The sequence below is a fragment of the Mesorhizobium oxytropidicola genome (genome assembly GCF_056174625.1).
In genome coordinates, this window is record NZ_CM149692.1 from 6,444,187 (window position 1) to 6,462,178 (window position 17,992).

Genomic DNA, 17,992 nt, shown 5'->3' on the forward strand with positions numbered 1-17,992 from the left:
ATGCGCGGAACCGGCAAGGCCGATGTCTTCGTCATGCTCGCCCACCCCGTGGGCCATGCCAAGAGCCCCGGCATGTTCAACGAGATCTTCGAGCAGAAGGGACTGGACAGCCTGATGGTGCCGCTGAGCTGCCGCCCGGAGGATTTCGACACCTTCTGGGCCGGCATCACAGCGGCCGAGAATATCCGCGGCGTGATCATCTCGGTGCCGTACAAGGTCGCGGTCTATCACAAATGCTCGGCCGCGCATGACCGCGCGGCGCGGGTCGAGAGCGCCAATTCGGTGCGGCGGCTGCCTGATGGAAGCTGGTACGCCGACAATTTCGACGGGGTCGGCTTCATCGACGGGCTGAAGGCGGGCGGGCACCAGATCGCCGGCCGCCGCATCCTTCAGGTCGGCGCCGGCGGCGCCGGCGCTTCGCTGACCTACTGTCTGGCCGAGGAAGGCGCGGCGGAGATCCGGCTGACCGACATCGACAGGGGACGCGCGGAGAAGCTGGCCGCGCTGGTCGGCAAGTCCTTTCCAAAATGCCGTATCGAGATTGGCCAGCCCGATCCGTCCGGCATGGACATGGCGATCAACGCCACGCCTTCCGGGCTGAAGGCCAGCGATCCGCTGCCTATGGATGTGACCAAGCTGAGGCCTGACATGACGGTCGTCGACATCATCATGGAACCGACCGAGACGGCGCTGCTCAAGGCAGCCAAGGAGATCGGCTGCCGCGTCCAGCCCGGTCGCCCGATGATGGACTTCCAGGTTGAAGCCATGGCCGAATTCTTTGACATCGAGCGCAAGGATCGCAGCCATGGCTGAGCCACTGATCGCCGTCGTCATCGGCGGCACTTCCGGCATCGGCCGCGCGATCGCCTTGCGCTTCGCCGAGGACGGCTACCAGATCACCGTCGCTGGCCGGGACGCGATACGAGGCAAGGAGGCGGCCGGCGCCTGCGAGACGGCGGGCGCGCCGCGCGCTTTGTTTGTCCAGACCGATGTCGCCGAAGCCGCCTCGGTGGAGGCGCTGGCCGAAGCGGTCGGTGCTGCGTTCGGCACGCCTGATGTCGTCGTCAACTGCGCCGGCATCCTGCAGAGCGGCAAGCATGTCCTCGACCAGGATCTGGACGAGGACGAGAAGATGTGGCGCGTCAACTATCGCGGCACGCTGCTGGGGTGCCAGGTGTTCGGCCGGCTGATGTCGGCCGCAGGACGCGGCGCGATTCTGAATGTCGGCTCACTTGCCTCTTTCGCGCCGCTGTCGCTGCCGGCCTACACGCCCGGCAAGCACGCGGTGCTGGCGCTGACGCAGATCCTCGCCGCCGAACTCGGCCCGCACGGCGTGCGCGTCAATGCGGTGGCGCCCGGCTACACACTGTCCGATGGGCTGAAGGCCAGGATCGCCAAGGGCGAGCGCAACCCCGAAGCCATCCAGGCGACCACGGCTTTGCGCCGCTTCGTCGAGCCGCGCGACGTTGCCGAGGCGGCGCTGTTCCTCTGCTCGGACCGTGCGGCGTCGATAACCGGCGTCACCTTGCCTGTCGACGCCGGCTGGCTCGTCCAGGCGCCCTACGCCCAATATCTGCAAGGCAATCCCATCCGGCAAACGCCGGCAATCTGACGAGGGAAAAATCCGTGAGCGACATCAAGCGCTTCGACTTCGACACCCGCATCCACCACGGCGTCATCCACAATGGCACGCTCTACCTCACCGGCCAGGTCGCGAGACCGGGCCAGTCGGCCGCCGACCAGATGCGCGAGGTGCTCGGCAAGATCGATGCGCTGCTGGCCAAGGCAGGCACGGACAAGACCCGCATCCTGCACGTCCAGATGTGGCTTGATGACGTCAGGGATTTCGACGAGGTCAACACGGTGTGGGATGCCTGGATGCCGAAAGAGCATGCGCCGGCGCGCTCTTCCAGCGAAGGACGGATGGCCAAGCCCGGCATGCTGGTCGAGTTGATCGTCACCGCGGCGGTTTGAATGGTCCTGCCGGTTCGGGCATCATCGCGAATCGGGTGAGAGGGAGACCGATGACGAAGCGCAAGCCGCTTTCCACCGTCGTGGCGGAGAGCCTGTCGGAAAAGATCCTTACCGGACAGCTGCTTCCCGGCGCGCAATTGCCGACCGAGGCGGAGCTTTGCGCCGAATACGATGTCAGCCGCACGGTGGTGCGGGAAGCGGTGGCACGGTTGCGCTCAGACGGCATGGTGGTGCCTCAGCAGGGCCGCGGCATGTTCGTCAGCGAAACACCAGCGCCGCGCAATTTCTCGATCCCGGACGAGGCGCTGAGGACCTTGCCGGAAACCATCGCTTTGCTCGAGCTGCGGTTGAGTGTCGAAGTAGAGTCCGCCGGCTTGTGTGCGGAACGGCGAACCGACGCGGAGGCGAGTGGCATCCGCGCGCTGATGGAACAGGTCGACGCCCAGCAGGCCGATCCGGCCGTTGTCCAGATCCACTACGACTATGATTTCCACCTGGCGATCGCCAGGGCGGCGCGCAATGAATTCATCCACGGCTTCCTCGCCTATCTCAGGCCGATGATCGTACCGCGTTTCCAGCTCGGCTACGTGGTCACGCCGGAGCGCAAGGACAGCTACTACACGCGCATCCACAACGAGCACAAAGCCATCGTCGATGCCATCGAAAGGCAGGACGGTCGCGCCGCGCGCCAGGCCATGCGCAAGCATCTGCACAACAGCCTCGGGCGCGTGCGGGCGCTGGCCCGGGCTTCCGGCGTGGAGGCGACGGAGGCCGAGCAGAAGGCGGCAGCGGCCTCGCTGTTCACCGATATGAAGAGGCCCTCCCCGACCGGCGGATAGCTGGCGACTTCGATCGCACAGGCATTCGCCGGGGCTCAGATTAGCCATGCATTGCGAAAGCCATGTTTTTGCTCCGCCGACTGACCGAGACCGTTTCCGGCAGGCAGAGAATGCCATTTTTCGGCCGTTTCCCCAGATTTGCAGCCTCGGCGCCAGAGTGACCACCTGCCCGATTTTCGGACGCGATAAGAAAATTCGAAAGTTTATCTTTCCTTTTTGCTGGTTTTCTTGGTTTCGCGGCGCCGGCCAGCGCCGCACATTGAAATCCAGGCAAACGGGGAAGCCGCAAATGGGGAAGCCCAAGTGACGACAGCCTTCATCACAGGAGCGACGAGCGGCATAGGACGGGCCATGGCGGTCGCGTTGAGCGATGCCGGCTACGACGTCTATGCGGTCGGGCGCAGCCAGGCCGCGCTCAAGGCGCTGCAGGCCGAGCGGCCCGGCATCGTGCCGATCGCCGTCGACGTCACCGATCGCGAGGCGCTGGAAGCGGTTCTGGCCGATCTCACCATCGACGTGCTGATCAACAATGCCGGGATCATGCCGCCGCTTGGCAATTTCGCCGACATGAAGATATCAGACATCGACACCACGCTGGAGGTGAACCTCAGCGCCGCGATCCTGCTTACCCGCCTGGTCGTACCGCAGATGCGCGAGCGGCAGTCTGGCCACATATTGTTCACCGGCTCCGTCGCCGGCCACGCGGCATTCTCGAACATTGCCGTCTACGCAGCCACCAAGGCGGCGATATCAGGCTTTGCCGCAGCACTCCGCGCCGATCTCTCGCCATCAGGCGTACGCGTTACCGAGATCGTCGCCGGCCGTGTCGAGACGCAGCTCTACCAGGACATCCTCGGCGCCGAGGCGCGCGCGGCCATGTACGCCAGCAAAGTGGTGCAGCCGGAGGACGTGGCCAGGATGGTCGTCGCCGTGCTTGCGCTGCCCGCATGGGCCGACGTCACCCGTTTCGACATCATGCCCACCTGGCCGACATCGCCAAGCGGCACCAAGTAAGGAAACTTTACATGAAGGATCTTTCCGTTCTGATCGTTGGCGGTGGCGCCGGCCTTGGTGCCCTCCTGGCAGAGATGGCTGTCGAGGCCGGGGCGGCAAAGATCGGCATCATCGACATCAACCAAGAAGCCGCCGAATCCGCACTCGCGCCGGCGAAGGCCAAGGGCCTGCCGACCGCTGCTGCTGCCTGCGACATCCAGGTCGGCCCGCAATGCCACACCGCCTTCGATGCCATCGTTTCCAAGCTCGGGCGCATTGATACGCTGATCAATTGCGCCGCGATCTATCCGCGCCGCCCGCTGCTGGAAATCAGCGACTCCGATTGGGATGCCTCCAACGGCATCAACATCAAGGGCACCTATCACATGATGGTGGCCGCGGTTCGCCATATGCAGTCGCAGGAGCCGAAGGCGCATGTGCGCGGCCGCATCGTCAACCTGACCTCCGTCGACGCCTTCAAGGCGCATCCGCAGAACGCCCATTATGCGGCGACCAAGGCCGCCGTCGTCAGCCTGACGCGGTCCTTCGCCCATCACGTCGCCAAGGACGGGATCCTGGTGAACTCGGTGGCACCGGCCGGCATGGCCACGGAGAAGGCCAAAGCCCTTGGCTTCCTGGAGGAACTGGCCAAGGCAAGCCCGCTCGGCCGTGGCGCCGAGCCGACCGAGATCGCCGAGTGGGTACTGATGACGGGTGGCCCGAAGAACACTTACATGACCGGCGAAAACGTCATTGTTTCAGGTGGTTATATCTACGCCTGAGGCGGCTTTCTGCAGCCACCGGCGACTGAAATACCGCAGTGCATGATCAACGGAGCCTCGAGCGGAAGGAGCGGAATTTTCGATGACCGGCAAGCTGCGCCTTCCCTCGCTGAACGCGCTTCGCGTCTTCCACGCCGTAGCGCAGCACAAGAGCTTTCGGCAGGCCGCGGATGAATTGCTGGTCACGCCGCAAGCGGTCGGCCAGCAGATCAAGCTTCTGGAAGACACGCTCCAGGTGACGCTGTTCGAGCGCAAGGGCCGGTCGATCGAACTGACCGAGTCCGCCATCCTTCTGTCACACTACGTCAAAGCCGGCTTCGACGAGTTTTCGGAAGGTGTACGCCGCGTCACCAAGTCGACCTACCGCGACCGCATCAACCTGAATGCGAGCCCATATTTCGCCACGCACTATCTGCTGCCCAGGCTTTCGCTGTTCCGGGAAATCCTGCCGGGCGCGGATCTGCGGCTGACGACGATGGTCGACCTGCCCGATTTCGGGCGCGACGACATCGATATGACGGTGCAGTGGGGCTACGGCAACTGGCCGGACTACGAGACCACGCTGCTGGTGCCGGACCCGAAGATCATCTGCTGCACGCCTGATATCGGCGAGAAGATCAAATCGGCGCACGACCTGACGAAGTTCACGCTGCTCGACACCGTCAAGTCGAAGCGCCTGTGGCCGGACATACTGCGCCACCTTGGCGTGGAACTGACGAAGGGCGACCGCAGCATAAGCTTCGATGACGCGGCAACCATGCGCCGGGCGACCCTGCAAGGCATCGGCGTGGGCCTGGTCTCCGTCATCGACGCCGAGGAGGATTTCAGGGCGGGCATGCTGGTCGCGCCGATCGGTCGCGACGCCATCACCGATATGCGGCCGGAGGAAATCCCCGGCTTCTATCTCGTCGTCCCGCGCGGGCATCTGCGCGTGAAGGCGGTTGCCGCCCTGCATCGATGGCTGGCCCAGCAGGATTGGCGAAGCGACCTCACGATCCCCTTGCCGAAACCGACCCCGCTTTCCGACTAGCAAGCGGCTTTTCGACCGGGCTCCAGAAAGTTTCTTTCAGAGCTCCAACAACAAAAAACGGAACAACCTCAACAGTGGAGACATCAACATGACTATGATGAAATGGGGGGCTGCGGCCCTGGCCCTTGGCCTCGTGCATTTTTCGGCGCCGGCGCAAGCCGCCGGCGGCAAGACGCTCGATACGGTCAAGGCACGCGGTGTGCTGAACTGCACCGGCCATGACGGCTCCTATCTCGGCTTTGCCGAGGTGGACGACAAGGGCAATTGGAAGGGCATGGACATCGACCTCTGCAAGGCAGTGGCCACGGCGGTGTTCGGCGATCCGACCAAGCTCAAGGTCGTCCCGATCAGTTGGGCGCAGCGCTGGCCGGCGTTGCAGTCGGGCGATGTCGACATCATCATCAAGGCATCGGGCGGCACGCTCAGCCGCGACACGGAACTCGGGCTGCAGTTCTCCATGTCCTACTACCTCGGCACGACCAAGGTGATGGCGCACAAGGAACTCAACCTGAAGTCGCTCAAGGATGCCGCGGGCGGCACGATCTGCATTCCCGCCGGCACTTCGCAGGAGCAGCAGGTCGCGGCCTATACGGCCAAGCTCGGCATCAAGCTCGAGCCCGTGCTGATCGAAAAGACCGAGGAACTCGAACAGGCCTATTTCTCGGGACGCTGCGATCTCTATGCGCAGTGGGGTCCGACACTGGCCATCGCCCGCATCGCCAAGGGCAAGGTCGAGGACCATGTCATCCTGCCGGACGTGCTCGCGGTCGAGCCTGAAGTTATGATCATGCGGCAAGGCGACGACAATTGGGTCGATATCGCCAACTGGACGCTGAGCACGCTGATCTTCGCCGAACAGGAAGGCATCACCTCCAAGAATGTCGACGAGATCAAGGCCAAGCCGACCTCGCCGCAAGTGGCCAAGTTCCTCGGCGTGACGCCGGGCATGGGCAAGGGTCTCGGCCTCTCCGACGACTGGGCCTACAAGGTGATCAAGAACGTCGGCAATTATGGCGAGATCTTCGATCGCGATCTCGGCAAGGGCTCGCCCTACAAGATGGACCGTGAGCTGACCAATTTGTGGAACAATGGCGGCGTCCTGTTCCCGCTGGTCATCGACTGATCGGGTCTGAACGCATCCTGCTCTAGGCTCCGCCCGGCCTCTGCCGGGCGGAGCCAACGGCAATTTCGAGGAAGATTGATCGATGGTCAGCCTGCTGAGAAATCAGAAGGTCCGCAACGCTCTGTTGCAGGTTCTCTATGTCGGTTCGATCGCAGCCCTGGTGTTTGCCGGCGTTGTGATCGCGCGGCGGAATCTGGCCGAGCAAGGCATCACCTCCGGCTTCGACTTCCTGTTCAAGTCGACAGGCTGGGATGTGAACTTCACGCTGCTGCCCGCCACGGCCAATGATCCCTATTGGTGGTTCTTCCTCATCGGCATCACCAACACGCTGTTCCTGGGGACCGTCGGCCTGATGCTGGCGACGATCGTCGGAACAATTGTTGGCTTGGCACGGACCTCCTCCAACGAATTGGCGCAGCTGCTCGGCCGCACCTATGTCGACATCTTCCGTAACATCCCGCTGATCCTCCAGGTCTTCTTCTGGTACGCGCTGATCACGCATTTACCGACGCCGCGCGCTGCGCACGAAGCCTGGGGCTTCCTGCTCACCAGCCGCGGGCTCTACATCCCGTTTCCGAATGTCGGCGGCGTGGCAATGGCGCTGGCCCTGTTGGCCCTGGTCGCGGCCATAGCGCTGCCGCTCTGGCTGGGCAGCACATCGTGCCTGAGCCAGGCAATCGGCCAGCGGCATGGCATCCAATTCGCCGCAGTCGCGGCAGCACTCGCCTGCGCCGCGATCATCCTGGCGCTCGGCCGCCTGCCCGACGCGCCGTTCATCGACTTTCCGGCATTGCAAGGCCTGAACCTCAGGGGTGGCCTGCGCATTCCACCGGAGTTTTCCGCGCTGGCGATCGCCATCGCGATCTATGGCGGCTCCTACATCGCCGAGATCGTGCGCGGCGGCTTCAAGTCCGTCGGCAAGGGCCAGATGGAGGCGGCGCTCTCGCTGGGGTTGAGCCCGTGGCGAGTGTTCACGCTGGTGCGGCTGCCGCTAGCGCTGCGCGCCATGCTGCCGATCCTGGCCAACCAGTATGTCTGGCTGATGAAGGCGACCACTATGGGCATTGCGGTAGGCTTCACGGATTTCTTCATGATCGTGGCGCTGACGATCAACCATTCCGGCCAGACCCTCGAAGTGATCGGCATCCTGATGGCCGGCTTCCTCGCCATCAACCTCTCGCTGGCAGCGCTGTTCAACCGCCTCAACAAGGCCATTGCCCTCAAGGGCAATCAGCTGAGGGGCTGAGATATGGAGATTGTCGCTCCCCCGCCCCCGGAAAGATCGAGGATCTGAGGCGACGCTTTTTGGCGACCCCGCTTCAGGCCGTGATGTCGCTGATCTCCCTGGCCATCATGGCCTTCATCGTCTGGAAGCTGCTCAACTGGGCTGTTTTCTCCGCCGTCTTCACCACCAGCGGCGGACCCGAGGCCTGCCAGGCCGCGGCCGGGGCCTGCTGGTCGGTGATCGCGGCCAGGTGGCGCATCATCTTCTTCGGCCTTTATCCCTATGAGGAGCAATGGCGCTCGGCGCTGGCCTGCGTGGCCGTGGTGGTGATGACGGTGCTGAGCTGCATTCCAGCCTTCTGGACGGGCCGCCGCATCGCGCTGGTTTGGGGGATCGGAACCACCCTCTTCTACGTGCTGATGAAAGGCGGCGTGCTCGGCCTGCCCTTCGTCGGCGAGGAAGCCTGGGGCGGGCTGGCGCTGACCCTGTTCATCTTCGTCACCACCTGCCTGATCGGCTTCCCGCTGGCGATCTGCCTGGCTCTGCTGCGCCGGTCGGAACTGCCCTGGATTTCGCGCACCACCGGCCTGATCATCGATGGGGTGCGCTCACTGCCGCTGATCTCGATCCTGTTCACATTCGCCATCGTGCTGCCATTCGCGCTGCCGCAATGGCTGCAGGGCGACAAGCTGTACCGGGTGATCCTGGGCTCGGCGCTATTCTTCTCCGCCTACCAGGCGGAGATCGTGCGCGGCGGCATGCAGGGCGTCGCCAAAGGCCAGGAGGAGGCCGCCATGGCGCTCGGCATGCGCTATTGGCAGCGCATCGGCCGCATCCTGTTGCCGCAGGCCATGCGGAACGCTTTGCCAGCGACGATCAACCAGTTCGTCATCTCGTTCAAGGAGACCTCGCTGGTGGTCATCGTCGGCTTCTTCGAGATCCTGGCTTCCGGCAATGCCGCCTATGGAACCGGCGAATGGCGCTTCGCCTATGTCGAGGTCTATGCCTTCATTGCCTTCATCTACTTCGTCTTCGTTTTCAGCCTGTCCCGCTACGGCGCCTTCCTTGAGCGCCGCATGTCGGTCAGCGAACGCTAAGGAGGCGAGGACATGATTTCAAGCAAGTCGACCCCATCAGCCGGACCCGCGCTCCGCATCGAAAATCTCGACAAATATTACGGGACGTTCCGCGCGCTGCGGGGCGTGAACCTGTCGGTCGAGCGCGGCGAGAAGATCGTCGTCTGCGGTCCCTCCGGCTCGGGCAAGTCGACCATGATCCGCTGCATCAACCGCCTCGAACAGCACAATGGCGGCCGCATCACCGTGCTCGGCACCGAGCTCAACGACGATGTCGGCAACATCGACGAGATCAGGCGGGAGGTCGGCATGGTGTTCCAGCACTTCAACCTGTTTCCGCACATGACCGTGCTGGAGAACTGCATGCTGTCGCCGATGATCGTGCGCAGAAAGCCGCGCGCAGAAGCCGAGGCAACCGCTCGGCGCTATCTGGAGAAGGTCCGCATTCCCGAGCAGGCGATGAAGTTTCCCGGCCAGCTGTCCGGCGGCCAGCAGCAGCGGGTCGCGATTGCGCGGGCGCTGTGCATGCAGCCGCAGATCATGCTGTTCGACGAGCCGACCTCGGCGCTCGATCCCGAAATGATTTCGGAAGTGCTCGACGTCATGGTGACGCTTGCCTCCGAAGGCATGACGATGATTTGCGTCACACATGAGATGGGCTTTGCCCGCCGCGTCGCCGACCGGGTGGTCTTTATGGACGGCGGCGAGATCGTCGAGGAGGCGCCGCCGGACGAATTCTTCACCGCATCCCGCAACGAGCGCACCCGACAATTCCTGTCGCAGGTGCTGGGCCATTGAGCGGCATTTTTTGAAGATGCAAGGTTTGAAGCAGCACACATCTTCAGGGATTTCCATGACTGACCCAACAGCCGCTTTGCGCGCGATCCTCGGACCGAAAGGCTGGCTTTCGGGCAGCGACGCCGCGCCCTACCAGCGCGATTGGCTCAACCGCTATGGCGTCGCGCCGCTGGGCGTCGCCAGGCCAGCGACCACCGCCGAAATGGCTGCGGTCGTCACGGCGTGCCGGGAGGCCGGGCTGGCGGTGGTGCCGCAAGGCGGCAACACCGGGCTTTGCGGGGGGGCCGTCGCGGAGCAGCCGAACGCGGTAATCGTCTCGCTCTCGCGTATGACGGCGATCGGCGAACCGGATCGGGAGAGCGGATCGATCGTCGTCGAAGCGGGCGTCGTGCTCGCCGCGCTGCACGAGGCGCTGGAGCCGCATGGCTTGATGTTTCCCATGCATCTCGGTGCGGAAGGCAGCGCTGGGATCGGCGGCCTCATCGGCACCAATGCCGGCGGCAGCCAGGCTTTCCGCTTTGGCATGATGCAGGATCTCGTGCTCGGCCTCGAAGTCGTGACCCCGGACGGCACCGTGTGGGACGGGATGCGCGCGGTGCAGAAGGACAATGCCGGCTATCAATTGCGAAAACTGTTCTGCGGCGCGGAAGGCACGCTCGGCATCGTGACGCGCGCGGTGCTGCGGCTCTATCCCACGCCAAGGCAGCAGGCGAGCGCGCTTCTGGTCATGCCCGACTTTGCCGCGGCCGTATCGTTCGGCGCTTTCCTGCGCGGCGAGGCAGGCGAATTCCTCACCGGCCTCGAATTCTTCAGCGATGTCGGCCTGACACTGGCGCTCAAGCACTTGCCTGATCTCGCCTATCAGTTGGAGACACGGGGCGACGTCTACCTGCTCGTCGAACTGGCATCCGGCTCGCCCCGCGTTCCCCTGGACGAGATCCTGAATTCGGCATTGGAATGGGGGATGGAGCAAGGCTTGGTGCTGGATGGCGCGCTGGCCACATCGGGCGCGCACCGGGCGCAGTTCTGGCGGCTGCGCGAGGAGCAGCCGGAAGGCCAGCGGCTGGAAGGCGAACAGCTCAAGCACGACATATCGGTGCCGCCAGGTGCGATCGCCCGCTTCATCGAGGCGGGCGGGAAAATTTGCGACGACATTCTGCCCGGCGTGCGGATCAACCCGTTCGGCCATCTCGGCGACGGCAACATCCACTACAATCTGTCGCCGCCGGAAGGCCGTGGCGATTTCGACGGCAAGGCCGGGCAGTTTGCCGAGGCGCTGTCTGCGCTTGCCACGCAAATGGGCGGCAGCTTCGCTGCCGAGCACGGGCTTGGCCGGGCCAAGATCGCCCTGGCCGAGCGCAATCGCGGTTCGGTTGAGCGGGACCTCATGGCGCGGCTGAAGGGCGCGTTCGATCCGCTGGGCGCGATGAACCCCGGCGTTCTGCTGAAAGGTAAAGAAAAACTTTCGCATAAACGGCATTTCTTGATTTCGCCCCGACCCGCCAGAGTGCAGGTATAAATCCGAAAGGCAGGCTCGGTCCGCTTGCCGCCAGATCGAGGATGTCGAAAACATGATCCGCAATGGCGGCCACCTTCTTGTCGAATGCCTGATCGCTCTCGGCGCGACCAAGAGCTTCGGTGTGCCCGGCGAAAGCTACCTGGCCGTTCTCGATGCGCTGCATGACACGCAGGGCAGGCTGGACTATGTGCTCTGCCGCAATGAGGGCGGCGCGGCGTTCATGGCTTCGGCCTATGGCAAGCTGACGGGATCGCCCGGCATCTGCTTCGTGACGCGTGGCCCGGGCGTCACCAATGCCAGCATCGGCGTCCACACGGCCATGCAGGACAGCTCGCCGATGATCCTGTTCGTCGGCCAGGTCGGCACCGACATGAAGGGCCGTGAGGCTTTTCAGGAGATCGACTACCGGGCTGTCTACGGCACTGTCGCCAAATGGGCGGTCGAGATCGACGACGTGTCGCGGCTGCCCGAGATCGTCGCGCGGGCCTGGACCACCGCCTTGACCGGACGGCCTGGCCCCGTGGTGGTCGCGCTGCCGGAAGACATGCTGACGACCCTGACCGAAGCCGCCCCGCTCAGCGGGCCGGCGGCGATTTTCGAGCCGGCGCCGAGCGCGGACGCGATGGCCTTGGCGCTCAAGTTGCTGGCCACGGCCGAGAAGCCGGTTCTGCTCATGGGCGGCGCCAACTGGACGGAGGATGGACGCGCGGCGCTGCAGGCTTTCGCTGAGGCTTCCGACATTCCGGTGGTGGCCGCGTTCCGCTATCAGGATCAGTTCGACAACCATTCGCCGGCCTTCGTCGGCGAGGCAGGCGTCGGCATGGTGGCGCATGTGAAGAAGCTGATCAGCGACGCCGACGTGATCCTGGCCATCAATGTGCGCTTCGGCGAGATGACCACGGACGGCTATACGCTGCTCTCGGTGCCGCAGCCGCGCCAGAAGCTGATCCATGTCCATGGCTCCGACCGCGAGATCGGCAAGATCTATGTGCCTGTCATCGGCATCCATGCCGGCCCGAACGCCTTCGCCAGGGCGCTGACGCCGGTGAAGGGCGCCTGGGCAGAGTGGCGCGCGGCGGCGCGCAAGGCCTATGAAGGGACATTCGCGGCACCCGTCCAGCCAGGCCCGGTCGATATGGTGGCGGCGAGCGCCTGGCTGCGCGAGACCTTGCCCGCCGACGTCATCCTCACCAACGGCGCCGGCAATTTCACCGTGTGGCCGAACAAGTTCTTCAAGTTCGGGCCGCAGGCGCGGCTGCTTGCGCCGCAGTCGGGCGCGATGGGCTACGGCCTGCCGGCGGCGGTTGCTGCCAAGGTCGCATTCCCGGAGCGCACCGTCGTCTGCTTTGCCGGCGACGGCGATTTCCAGATGAACTGCCAGGAACTCGGCACCGCCATGCAGGCGGGCGCGCAGCCGATCGTGCTGATCATCAACAACGGCATTTACGGCACCATCCGTGCGCATCAGGAGCGCCACTACCCGGCCCGCGTCTCCGGAACCTCGCTCGAAAACCCGGACTTCGTGGCGCTGGCGAAGGCCTATGGCTTCCATGCCGAGCGGGTCGAATCCACCGCGGATTTCGCCGCGGCCTTCGGGCGGGCACTCAGCTCGACGACCGGCGCCGTCCTCGACATCGCCATCTCGCCCGAAGCGCTGACGCCCCGGCAGACCCTCTCCCAGATGCGCGAAGCCGCGCTCGCTTCGCAGAAGGCCAAGGCATGACCTCCCGAACCGACGACATCCGTCTTGGCGCTGACATAGGCGGCACGTTCACAGACATCGCCCTCGATCTCCGGGGAACGCTGTTCTCGACCAAGGTGCTGACCAACTATGCGGCGCCAGAGCAGGCGATCCTCGACGGCATCGCCGTCGTCACGCGCGATGCCGGCATTTCGCCTGCCGAGATCGGCATCATCATCCACGGCACGACGCTCGCCACCAACGCCCTGATCGAACGCCGTGGCGCCAAGACCGCGCTGGTCACCACCGAAGGCTTCCGCGACGTGATCGAGATGCGGACCGAAAACCGCTTCGAACAATATGATCTGAACCTGCAGCTGCCGACGCCGCTCATCCCGCGCGAGCATCGCTTCACGGTGAAGGGCCGGATCGGCGCCGAAGGGCAGGAACTGCAGCCGCTCGATGAAGCCGCGCTGGAGGAGATTGCCGGACGGATCGCGGCCGGCGGCTTCGGTTCGGTGGCGATCGGCTTCATCCACGCCTACACAAATCCGGCGCATGAACGCCGCGCGCGCGAAATTCTGTCCCGCAAGCTCAGCATCCCGATTTCGATCAGCGCCGAAGTGTCGCCGCAGATGCGCGAATTCGAACGCTTCAACACGGTCTGCGCCAACGCCTATGTGCGGCCGCAAATGGCCGACTATCTCGCCCGTTTCCAGACGCGACTGAAGGAGATGGGCGCCGAGTGCCCGGTCTTCATGATCCATTCGGGCGGTGGCCTGATTTCGGTGGAAACTGCCTCGGAATTCCCAGTGCGCCTGGTCGAATCCGGCCCGGCCGGCGGCGCCATCTTCGCCGCCGATATCGCCAGGCGCTTCGGCCTGGAAAAGGTCGTCTCCTACGACATGGGCGGCACCACCGCGAAGATCTGCCTGATCGAGGACTTTGCGCCGCGCACGGCCAGAACCTTCGAGGTGGCGCGCACCTACCGCTTCTGCAAGGGCTCGGGCATGCCGATCTCTATTCCGGTCATCGAGATGATCGAGATCGGCGCGGGCGGCGGCTCGATCGCCTGGGTCGACGCCATGGGTCGCATCCAGACCGGGCCGGAAAGTGCAGGCTCGGAGCCGGGGCCTGCCTGCTACGGCCGCGGCGGCACGCGCCCGGCGATCACCGACGCTGACCTCGTGCTCGGCAAGCTCGATCCCGACAATTTTGCCGGCGGCGCGATCCGGCTCGACACGGCGGCGTCGGAACAGGCCATCCTGCGCGATGTCGGCGAGCGCCTGTCGCTCGATGCCATGTCGACGGCCTTCGGCATCTGCGAGGTGGTGGACGAGAACATGGCCAATGCCGCCCGCGTCCACGCGGTCGAGAACGGCAAGAACATCTCCGACAATCTGATGATCGCCTTTGGCGGCGCTGCCCCGCTTCACGCGGCAAGGCTGTGCGAAAAACTCGGCATCGAACGCTGCATCGTCCCCAAGGGCGCCGGCGTCGGGTCGGCGATCGGCTTCCTCAAGGCGCCATTCGGTTACGAGGCGCTGGCGTCGAAGCTGACCCGCCTGTCGCGGTTCAAGCCGGCCGAGGTCAACGCCTTGCTCGGCGACCTCAGAGCATCAGCCGAAAGCTTCGTGCGCAGCGGCGCCAGCGGCAGCATCGCCTGCGAGATCACCGCCTTCATGCGTTATGCCGGCCAGGGCTGGGAAATCCCGGTGCTGCTGCCGGACAAGCCGTTCGGCGACGATGCCATCACCGGGCTCAAGGAGCTGTTCGAGGCGAACTACCAGCGCTTCTTCGGCCGCGCCATAGAAGGGCTCGACGGGTTGGAGGTCGAGATCGTCACCTGGTCGGTCAAGGCGACGGATATAAGGCCCGATGTTGCCAGGCACGAACTGACGGCCGGCACCCGAACCAGCCAGCCGGCCACGACCCGCGCGGTGTTCGATCCGGCAAGTGGCGAGCCGCAGACCTATGGCATCGTCGAACGCGAGGCGCTGTGCGCCGGCGACCGCGTCGCCGGTCCCGTGGTCATCGTCGAACGCGAGACATCCACCGTCGTCACCACCAGCTTCGACGCCGTCATCCAGAGCGACGGCGCCATCCTTCTGATCCGCAAAGGCAGCCAGTCATGAGCGACATCGGCGACATCCGCATGCAGGTGATGTGGAACCGGTTGATCTCGGTGGTCGAGGAGCAGGCACTGACCTTGCTGCGCACCGCCTTCTCGACCTCGGTGCGCGAGTCCGGCGACCTCTCGGCGGGCGTGTTCGACCCACGCGGCCAGATGCTGGCGCAAGCGGTGACCGGCACGCCCGGCCACGTCAACACCATGGCCGAGGCGGTGCTGCATTTCATGAACGAGATCCCGCGCGAGGCCATGTTCGAGGGTGACACCTATGTCACCAACGATCCTTGGTTGGGCACGGGCCATCTGCACGACATCACCATGGTGTCGCCGTCCTTCCTGAACGGCGAGCTGGTGGCCTTCTTCGCCTGCACCGCGCATGTCGTCGATGTCGGCGGGCGCGGCTTCGGCGCCGACGCCAAGTCGGTCTACGAGGAAGGCATCCAGATCCCGATCATGAAGTTCGCCGAGAAGGGCAAGGTCAACCTCGACCTCGTCCGCATCCTGCGCGCCAATGTCCGCGAGCCGAACCAGGTGGTCGGCGATTTCTATTCACTCGCCGCCTGCAACGAGGTCGGTCATCGCCGTCTTGTCGACATGATGAAGGAGATCGGGCTCTCCTCGCTCGACGGGCTCGGCGACTTCATCTTCTCGCGCACACGAGACGCCATGCTCGAACGCATCAAGGCGCTGCCGAAGGGCAGCTGGTCGAACGAACTCGTCACCGACGGCTACGACGCGCCGGTCAAGCTGGCGGCAAAAGTGTCGGTCCGCGACGACCATGTCGAGGTCGATTTCACCGGCACCGACCCGATGAGCCGATGGGGCATCAATTGCCCGATCATCTACAGCAAGGCCTATGCCTGCTACGCGCTGAAATGCGTGGTGGCGCCCGACATTCCCAACAACGCCGCCTCGCTCGCCTTCTTCACGGTGACGTCGCCGGTCAACATCCTGAACGCGGTGCGGCCAGCACCTGTGGCGCTCAGGCACATTTTCGGCCACATGGTCCCAGACCTGGTGCTGGGCGCGATCTCCCAGGCCTTGCCGGGCAAGATCCTCGCCGAAGGCGCCGGCGCGCTGTGGAACATCCACATCTCGGTGCGGCCGGTCACGGGCGGCCAGGGCCGCCGTGCCGAAGTGCTGATGTTCAACTCCGGCGGCATGGGCGCGCGCCCTGGCCTCGATGGCCTGTCGGCGACGGCTTTCCCGTCCGGCGTCCACACGATGCCGATCGAGGCGACGGAGCACACCGGGCCGATCGTCATCTGGCGCAAGGAGCTGCGGCCGGACTCCGGCGGCGACGGCGAATTCCGTGGCGGCCTCGGACAGGTGATCGAGATCGAGGCGATCGAGGGCCATGAGTTCGACTTCTCGGCGATGTTCGACCGCGTCAATCACCCTGCCCACGGACGCAATGGCGGCGAGCCTGGAGTGGCCGGCGTGGTCAGACTGGACGACGGCACGCAGATGCGGCCCAAGGGCTGGCAGCACGTTCCGGCCGGCCGGCGGCTGATCCTGGAATTGCCGGGCGGCGGCGGCTATGGCGATCCGGCCAAACGCAGCACCGAGGCGCGGGCGAACGACCGCTCCAAGCAATACATTTCGGAGAACGGCAAATGAGCTACATTGCCTCGCGCCTGTCGGCGGTGAAGCCTTCGGCTTCCATGGCGGCCTCGCAGGCCGCCAAGGCCCTGCGCGCCAAGGGCGTCGACGTGATCGATCTCGGCCTGGGCGAACCGGATTTCCCGACGCCCAGCCACATCATCGATGCCGCCCATGTCGCTGCCAAGGCCGGACAGACGCTCTACACGGGTGCTGCCGGCACGGCCGAGGTGCGCGAAGCCATCGCCGGCAAGTTCCGCCGCGAGAACGGGCTGGATTACACGGCCGATGACATCTTGGTGGCCAACGGCGCCAAGCAGATCATCTTCAATGCGCTGATGGCAACGCTGGAGAGCGGCGACGAGGCGATCCTGCCGGCGCCCTACTTCGTCTCCTATCCGGAAATGGTGAAGCTGCTCGGCGGTACGCCTGTCACCGTCGAATGCCCGGAGACATCGGGCTTCCGCTTGACACCAGACGTGCTGGAGAAGGCCATCACGCCGAGGACGAAGTGGCTTTTCCTCAATATGCCGGGCAACCCGTCTGGCGCAGTTTACTCCGAGGCCGATCTCAAGGCGCTCGGCGCGGTTCTCTCGAAGCACCCGCAAGTGCTCATCCTCTCCGATGAGATCTACGAGCATATCCTCTTCGACGGGCGCGAATTCGTTTCCTTTGGTAAGGCCTGCCCGGAACTCAGGGACCGCACACTGATCGTCAACGGCGTCTCGAAGTCCTATGCGATGACCGGCTGGCGTGTCGGCTACGCGGCCGGACCGGCGCCGCTGGTGAAGGCGATGTCGACGATCCAGAGCCAGTCCTGCACCTCCGTCTGCTCGATCGCGCAGGCAGCGACGGTGGCCGCGCTCAACGGCCCGCAGGACGAGGTGGCGCGCTTCCGGCAAGCCTTCGAGGCGCGCCGTGATCTTGTCGTCGATGGGATCAGGAAGATCAACGGCCTGACGCTGTCACCGCCGGACGGCGCCTTCTACGCCTATATCGGCTGCGCCAGCCTGATCGGCCGCAAGACGCCCGGGGGTGTCGTGCTGGACAACGATGCGGCGGTGGCAAACTATCTTCTCACCGAAGGCCGCGTGGCGTCGGTGCCGGGTGCCGCCTATGGACTTTCGCCCTATTTTCGTATCTCGACCGCGACCAGCGAAGAGGTGCTGACCGAGGCGATCGCGCGGATCAACGCCGCCGTCGCGCAAGTGGAGTAGAT

At 64.7% G+C, this 17,992-nt stretch carries 16 protein-coding genes; all 16 read left to right on the forward strand.

Annotation, left to right across the window (positions count from 1 at the left end):
- The 16 genes from AC0V8S_RS32265 to AC0V8S_RS32340 all read left to right on the forward strand — a co-directional run bounded on the left by AC0V8S_RS32265 (position 1) and on the right by AC0V8S_RS32340 (position 17,990).
- Positions 1-813, forward strand: a complete 813-nt coding sequence (locus tag AC0V8S_RS32265; RefSeq protein WP_475435570.1) for a shikimate dehydrogenase family protein — start codon at positions 1-3, stop codon at positions 811-813.
- Positions 806-1,612, forward strand: a complete 807-nt coding sequence (locus AC0V8S_RS32270; protein WP_475435572.1) for an SDR family NAD(P)-dependent oxidoreductase — start codon at positions 806-808, stop codon at positions 1,610-1,612. Before AC0V8S_RS32265 ends, AC0V8S_RS32270 begins: the two co-directional genes overlap by 8 nt.
- A gap of 14 nt (positions 1,613-1,626) precedes the next feature.
- Entirely contained in the window at positions 1,627-1,974 is a 348-nt protein-coding gene (locus AC0V8S_RS32275; RefSeq protein WP_475435574.1) for a RidA family protein, read from the forward strand.
- Between the two features lie 50 nt (positions 1,975-2,024).
- The gene (locus AC0V8S_RS32280) at positions 2,025-2,813 is read left to right on the forward strand and encodes a FadR/GntR family transcriptional regulator (protein ID WP_475435576.1); all 789 of its coding nucleotides are present in this window, start codon (positions 2,025-2,027) and stop codon (positions 2,811-2,813) included.
- Positions 2,814-3,116: 303 nt separating this feature from the next.
- The gene (locus AC0V8S_RS32285) at positions 3,117-3,827 is read left to right on the forward strand and encodes an SDR family oxidoreductase (RefSeq protein WP_475435577.1); all 711 of its coding nucleotides are present in this window, start codon (positions 3,117-3,119) and stop codon (positions 3,825-3,827) included.
- A gap of 11 nt (positions 3,828-3,838) precedes the next feature.
- Positions 3,839-4,588 (forward strand): SDR family NAD(P)-dependent oxidoreductase, encoded by a 750-nt coding sequence (locus AC0V8S_RS32290; RefSeq protein WP_475435579.1) that lies wholly within the window; start codon positions 3,839-3,841, stop codon positions 4,586-4,588.
- Between the two features lie 82 nt (positions 4,589-4,670).
- The gene (locus AC0V8S_RS32295) at positions 4,671-5,618 is read left to right on the forward strand and encodes a LysR substrate-binding domain-containing protein (RefSeq protein ID WP_095199033.1); all 948 of its coding nucleotides are present in this window, start codon (positions 4,671-4,673) and stop codon (positions 5,616-5,618) included.
- 88 nt (positions 5,619-5,706) lie between these two features.
- Entirely contained in the window at positions 5,707-6,741 is a 1,035-nt protein-coding gene (locus AC0V8S_RS32300) for an amino acid ABC transporter substrate-binding protein (RefSeq protein WP_475435581.1), read from the forward strand.
- Positions 6,742-6,823: 82 nt separating this feature from the next.
- Positions 6,824-7,987, forward strand: a complete 1,164-nt coding sequence (locus tag AC0V8S_RS32305; RefSeq protein WP_475435583.1) for an ABC transporter permease subunit — start codon at positions 6,824-6,826, stop codon at positions 7,985-7,987.
- Positions 7,988-8,046: 59 nt separating this feature from the next.
- Positions 8,047-9,063: an amino acid ABC transporter permease gene (locus AC0V8S_RS32310; protein WP_475435585.1), complete on the forward strand. Its 1,017-nt coding sequence runs from the start codon at positions 8,047-8,049 to the stop codon at positions 9,061-9,063.
- 12 nt (positions 9,064-9,075) lie between these two features.
- Positions 9,076-9,840, forward strand: a complete 765-nt coding sequence (locus AC0V8S_RS32315) for an amino acid ABC transporter ATP-binding protein (RefSeq protein WP_475435587.1) — start codon at positions 9,076-9,078, stop codon at positions 9,838-9,840.
- 55 nt (positions 9,841-9,895) lie between these two features.
- On the forward strand, positions 9,896-11,359 hold the full coding sequence (locus tag AC0V8S_RS32320) for an FAD-binding oxidoreductase (RefSeq protein ID WP_475435589.1): 1,464 nt from the start codon (positions 9,896-9,898) through the stop codon (positions 11,357-11,359).
- Positions 11,360-11,411: 52 nt separating this feature from the next.
- Entirely contained in the window at positions 11,412-13,082 is a 1,671-nt protein-coding gene (locus tag AC0V8S_RS32325; RefSeq protein ID WP_475435591.1) for a thiamine pyrophosphate-dependent enzyme, read from the forward strand.
- A complete protein-coding gene (locus AC0V8S_RS32330; RefSeq protein ID WP_475435593.1) occupies positions 13,079-15,175 on the forward strand; it encodes a hydantoinase/oxoprolinase family protein in 2,097 nt (698 codons plus the stop codon). The genes AC0V8S_RS32325 and AC0V8S_RS32330 overlap by 4 nt, the downstream gene beginning before the upstream one ends.
- Positions 15,172-16,791 carry a hydantoinase B/oxoprolinase family protein gene (locus tag AC0V8S_RS32335; protein WP_475435595.1) on the forward strand — a complete coding sequence of 540 codons (1,620 nt, stop codon included), beginning with the start codon at positions 15,172-15,174 and terminating at the stop codon, positions 16,789-16,791. Before AC0V8S_RS32330 ends, AC0V8S_RS32335 begins: the two co-directional genes overlap by 4 nt.
- Entirely contained in the window at positions 16,788-17,990 is a 1,203-nt protein-coding gene (locus AC0V8S_RS32340) for a pyridoxal phosphate-dependent aminotransferase (protein ID WP_475435597.1), read from the forward strand. The genes AC0V8S_RS32335 and AC0V8S_RS32340 overlap by 4 nt, the downstream gene beginning before the upstream one ends.
- Positions 17,991-17,992 lie beyond the last annotated feature (2 nt).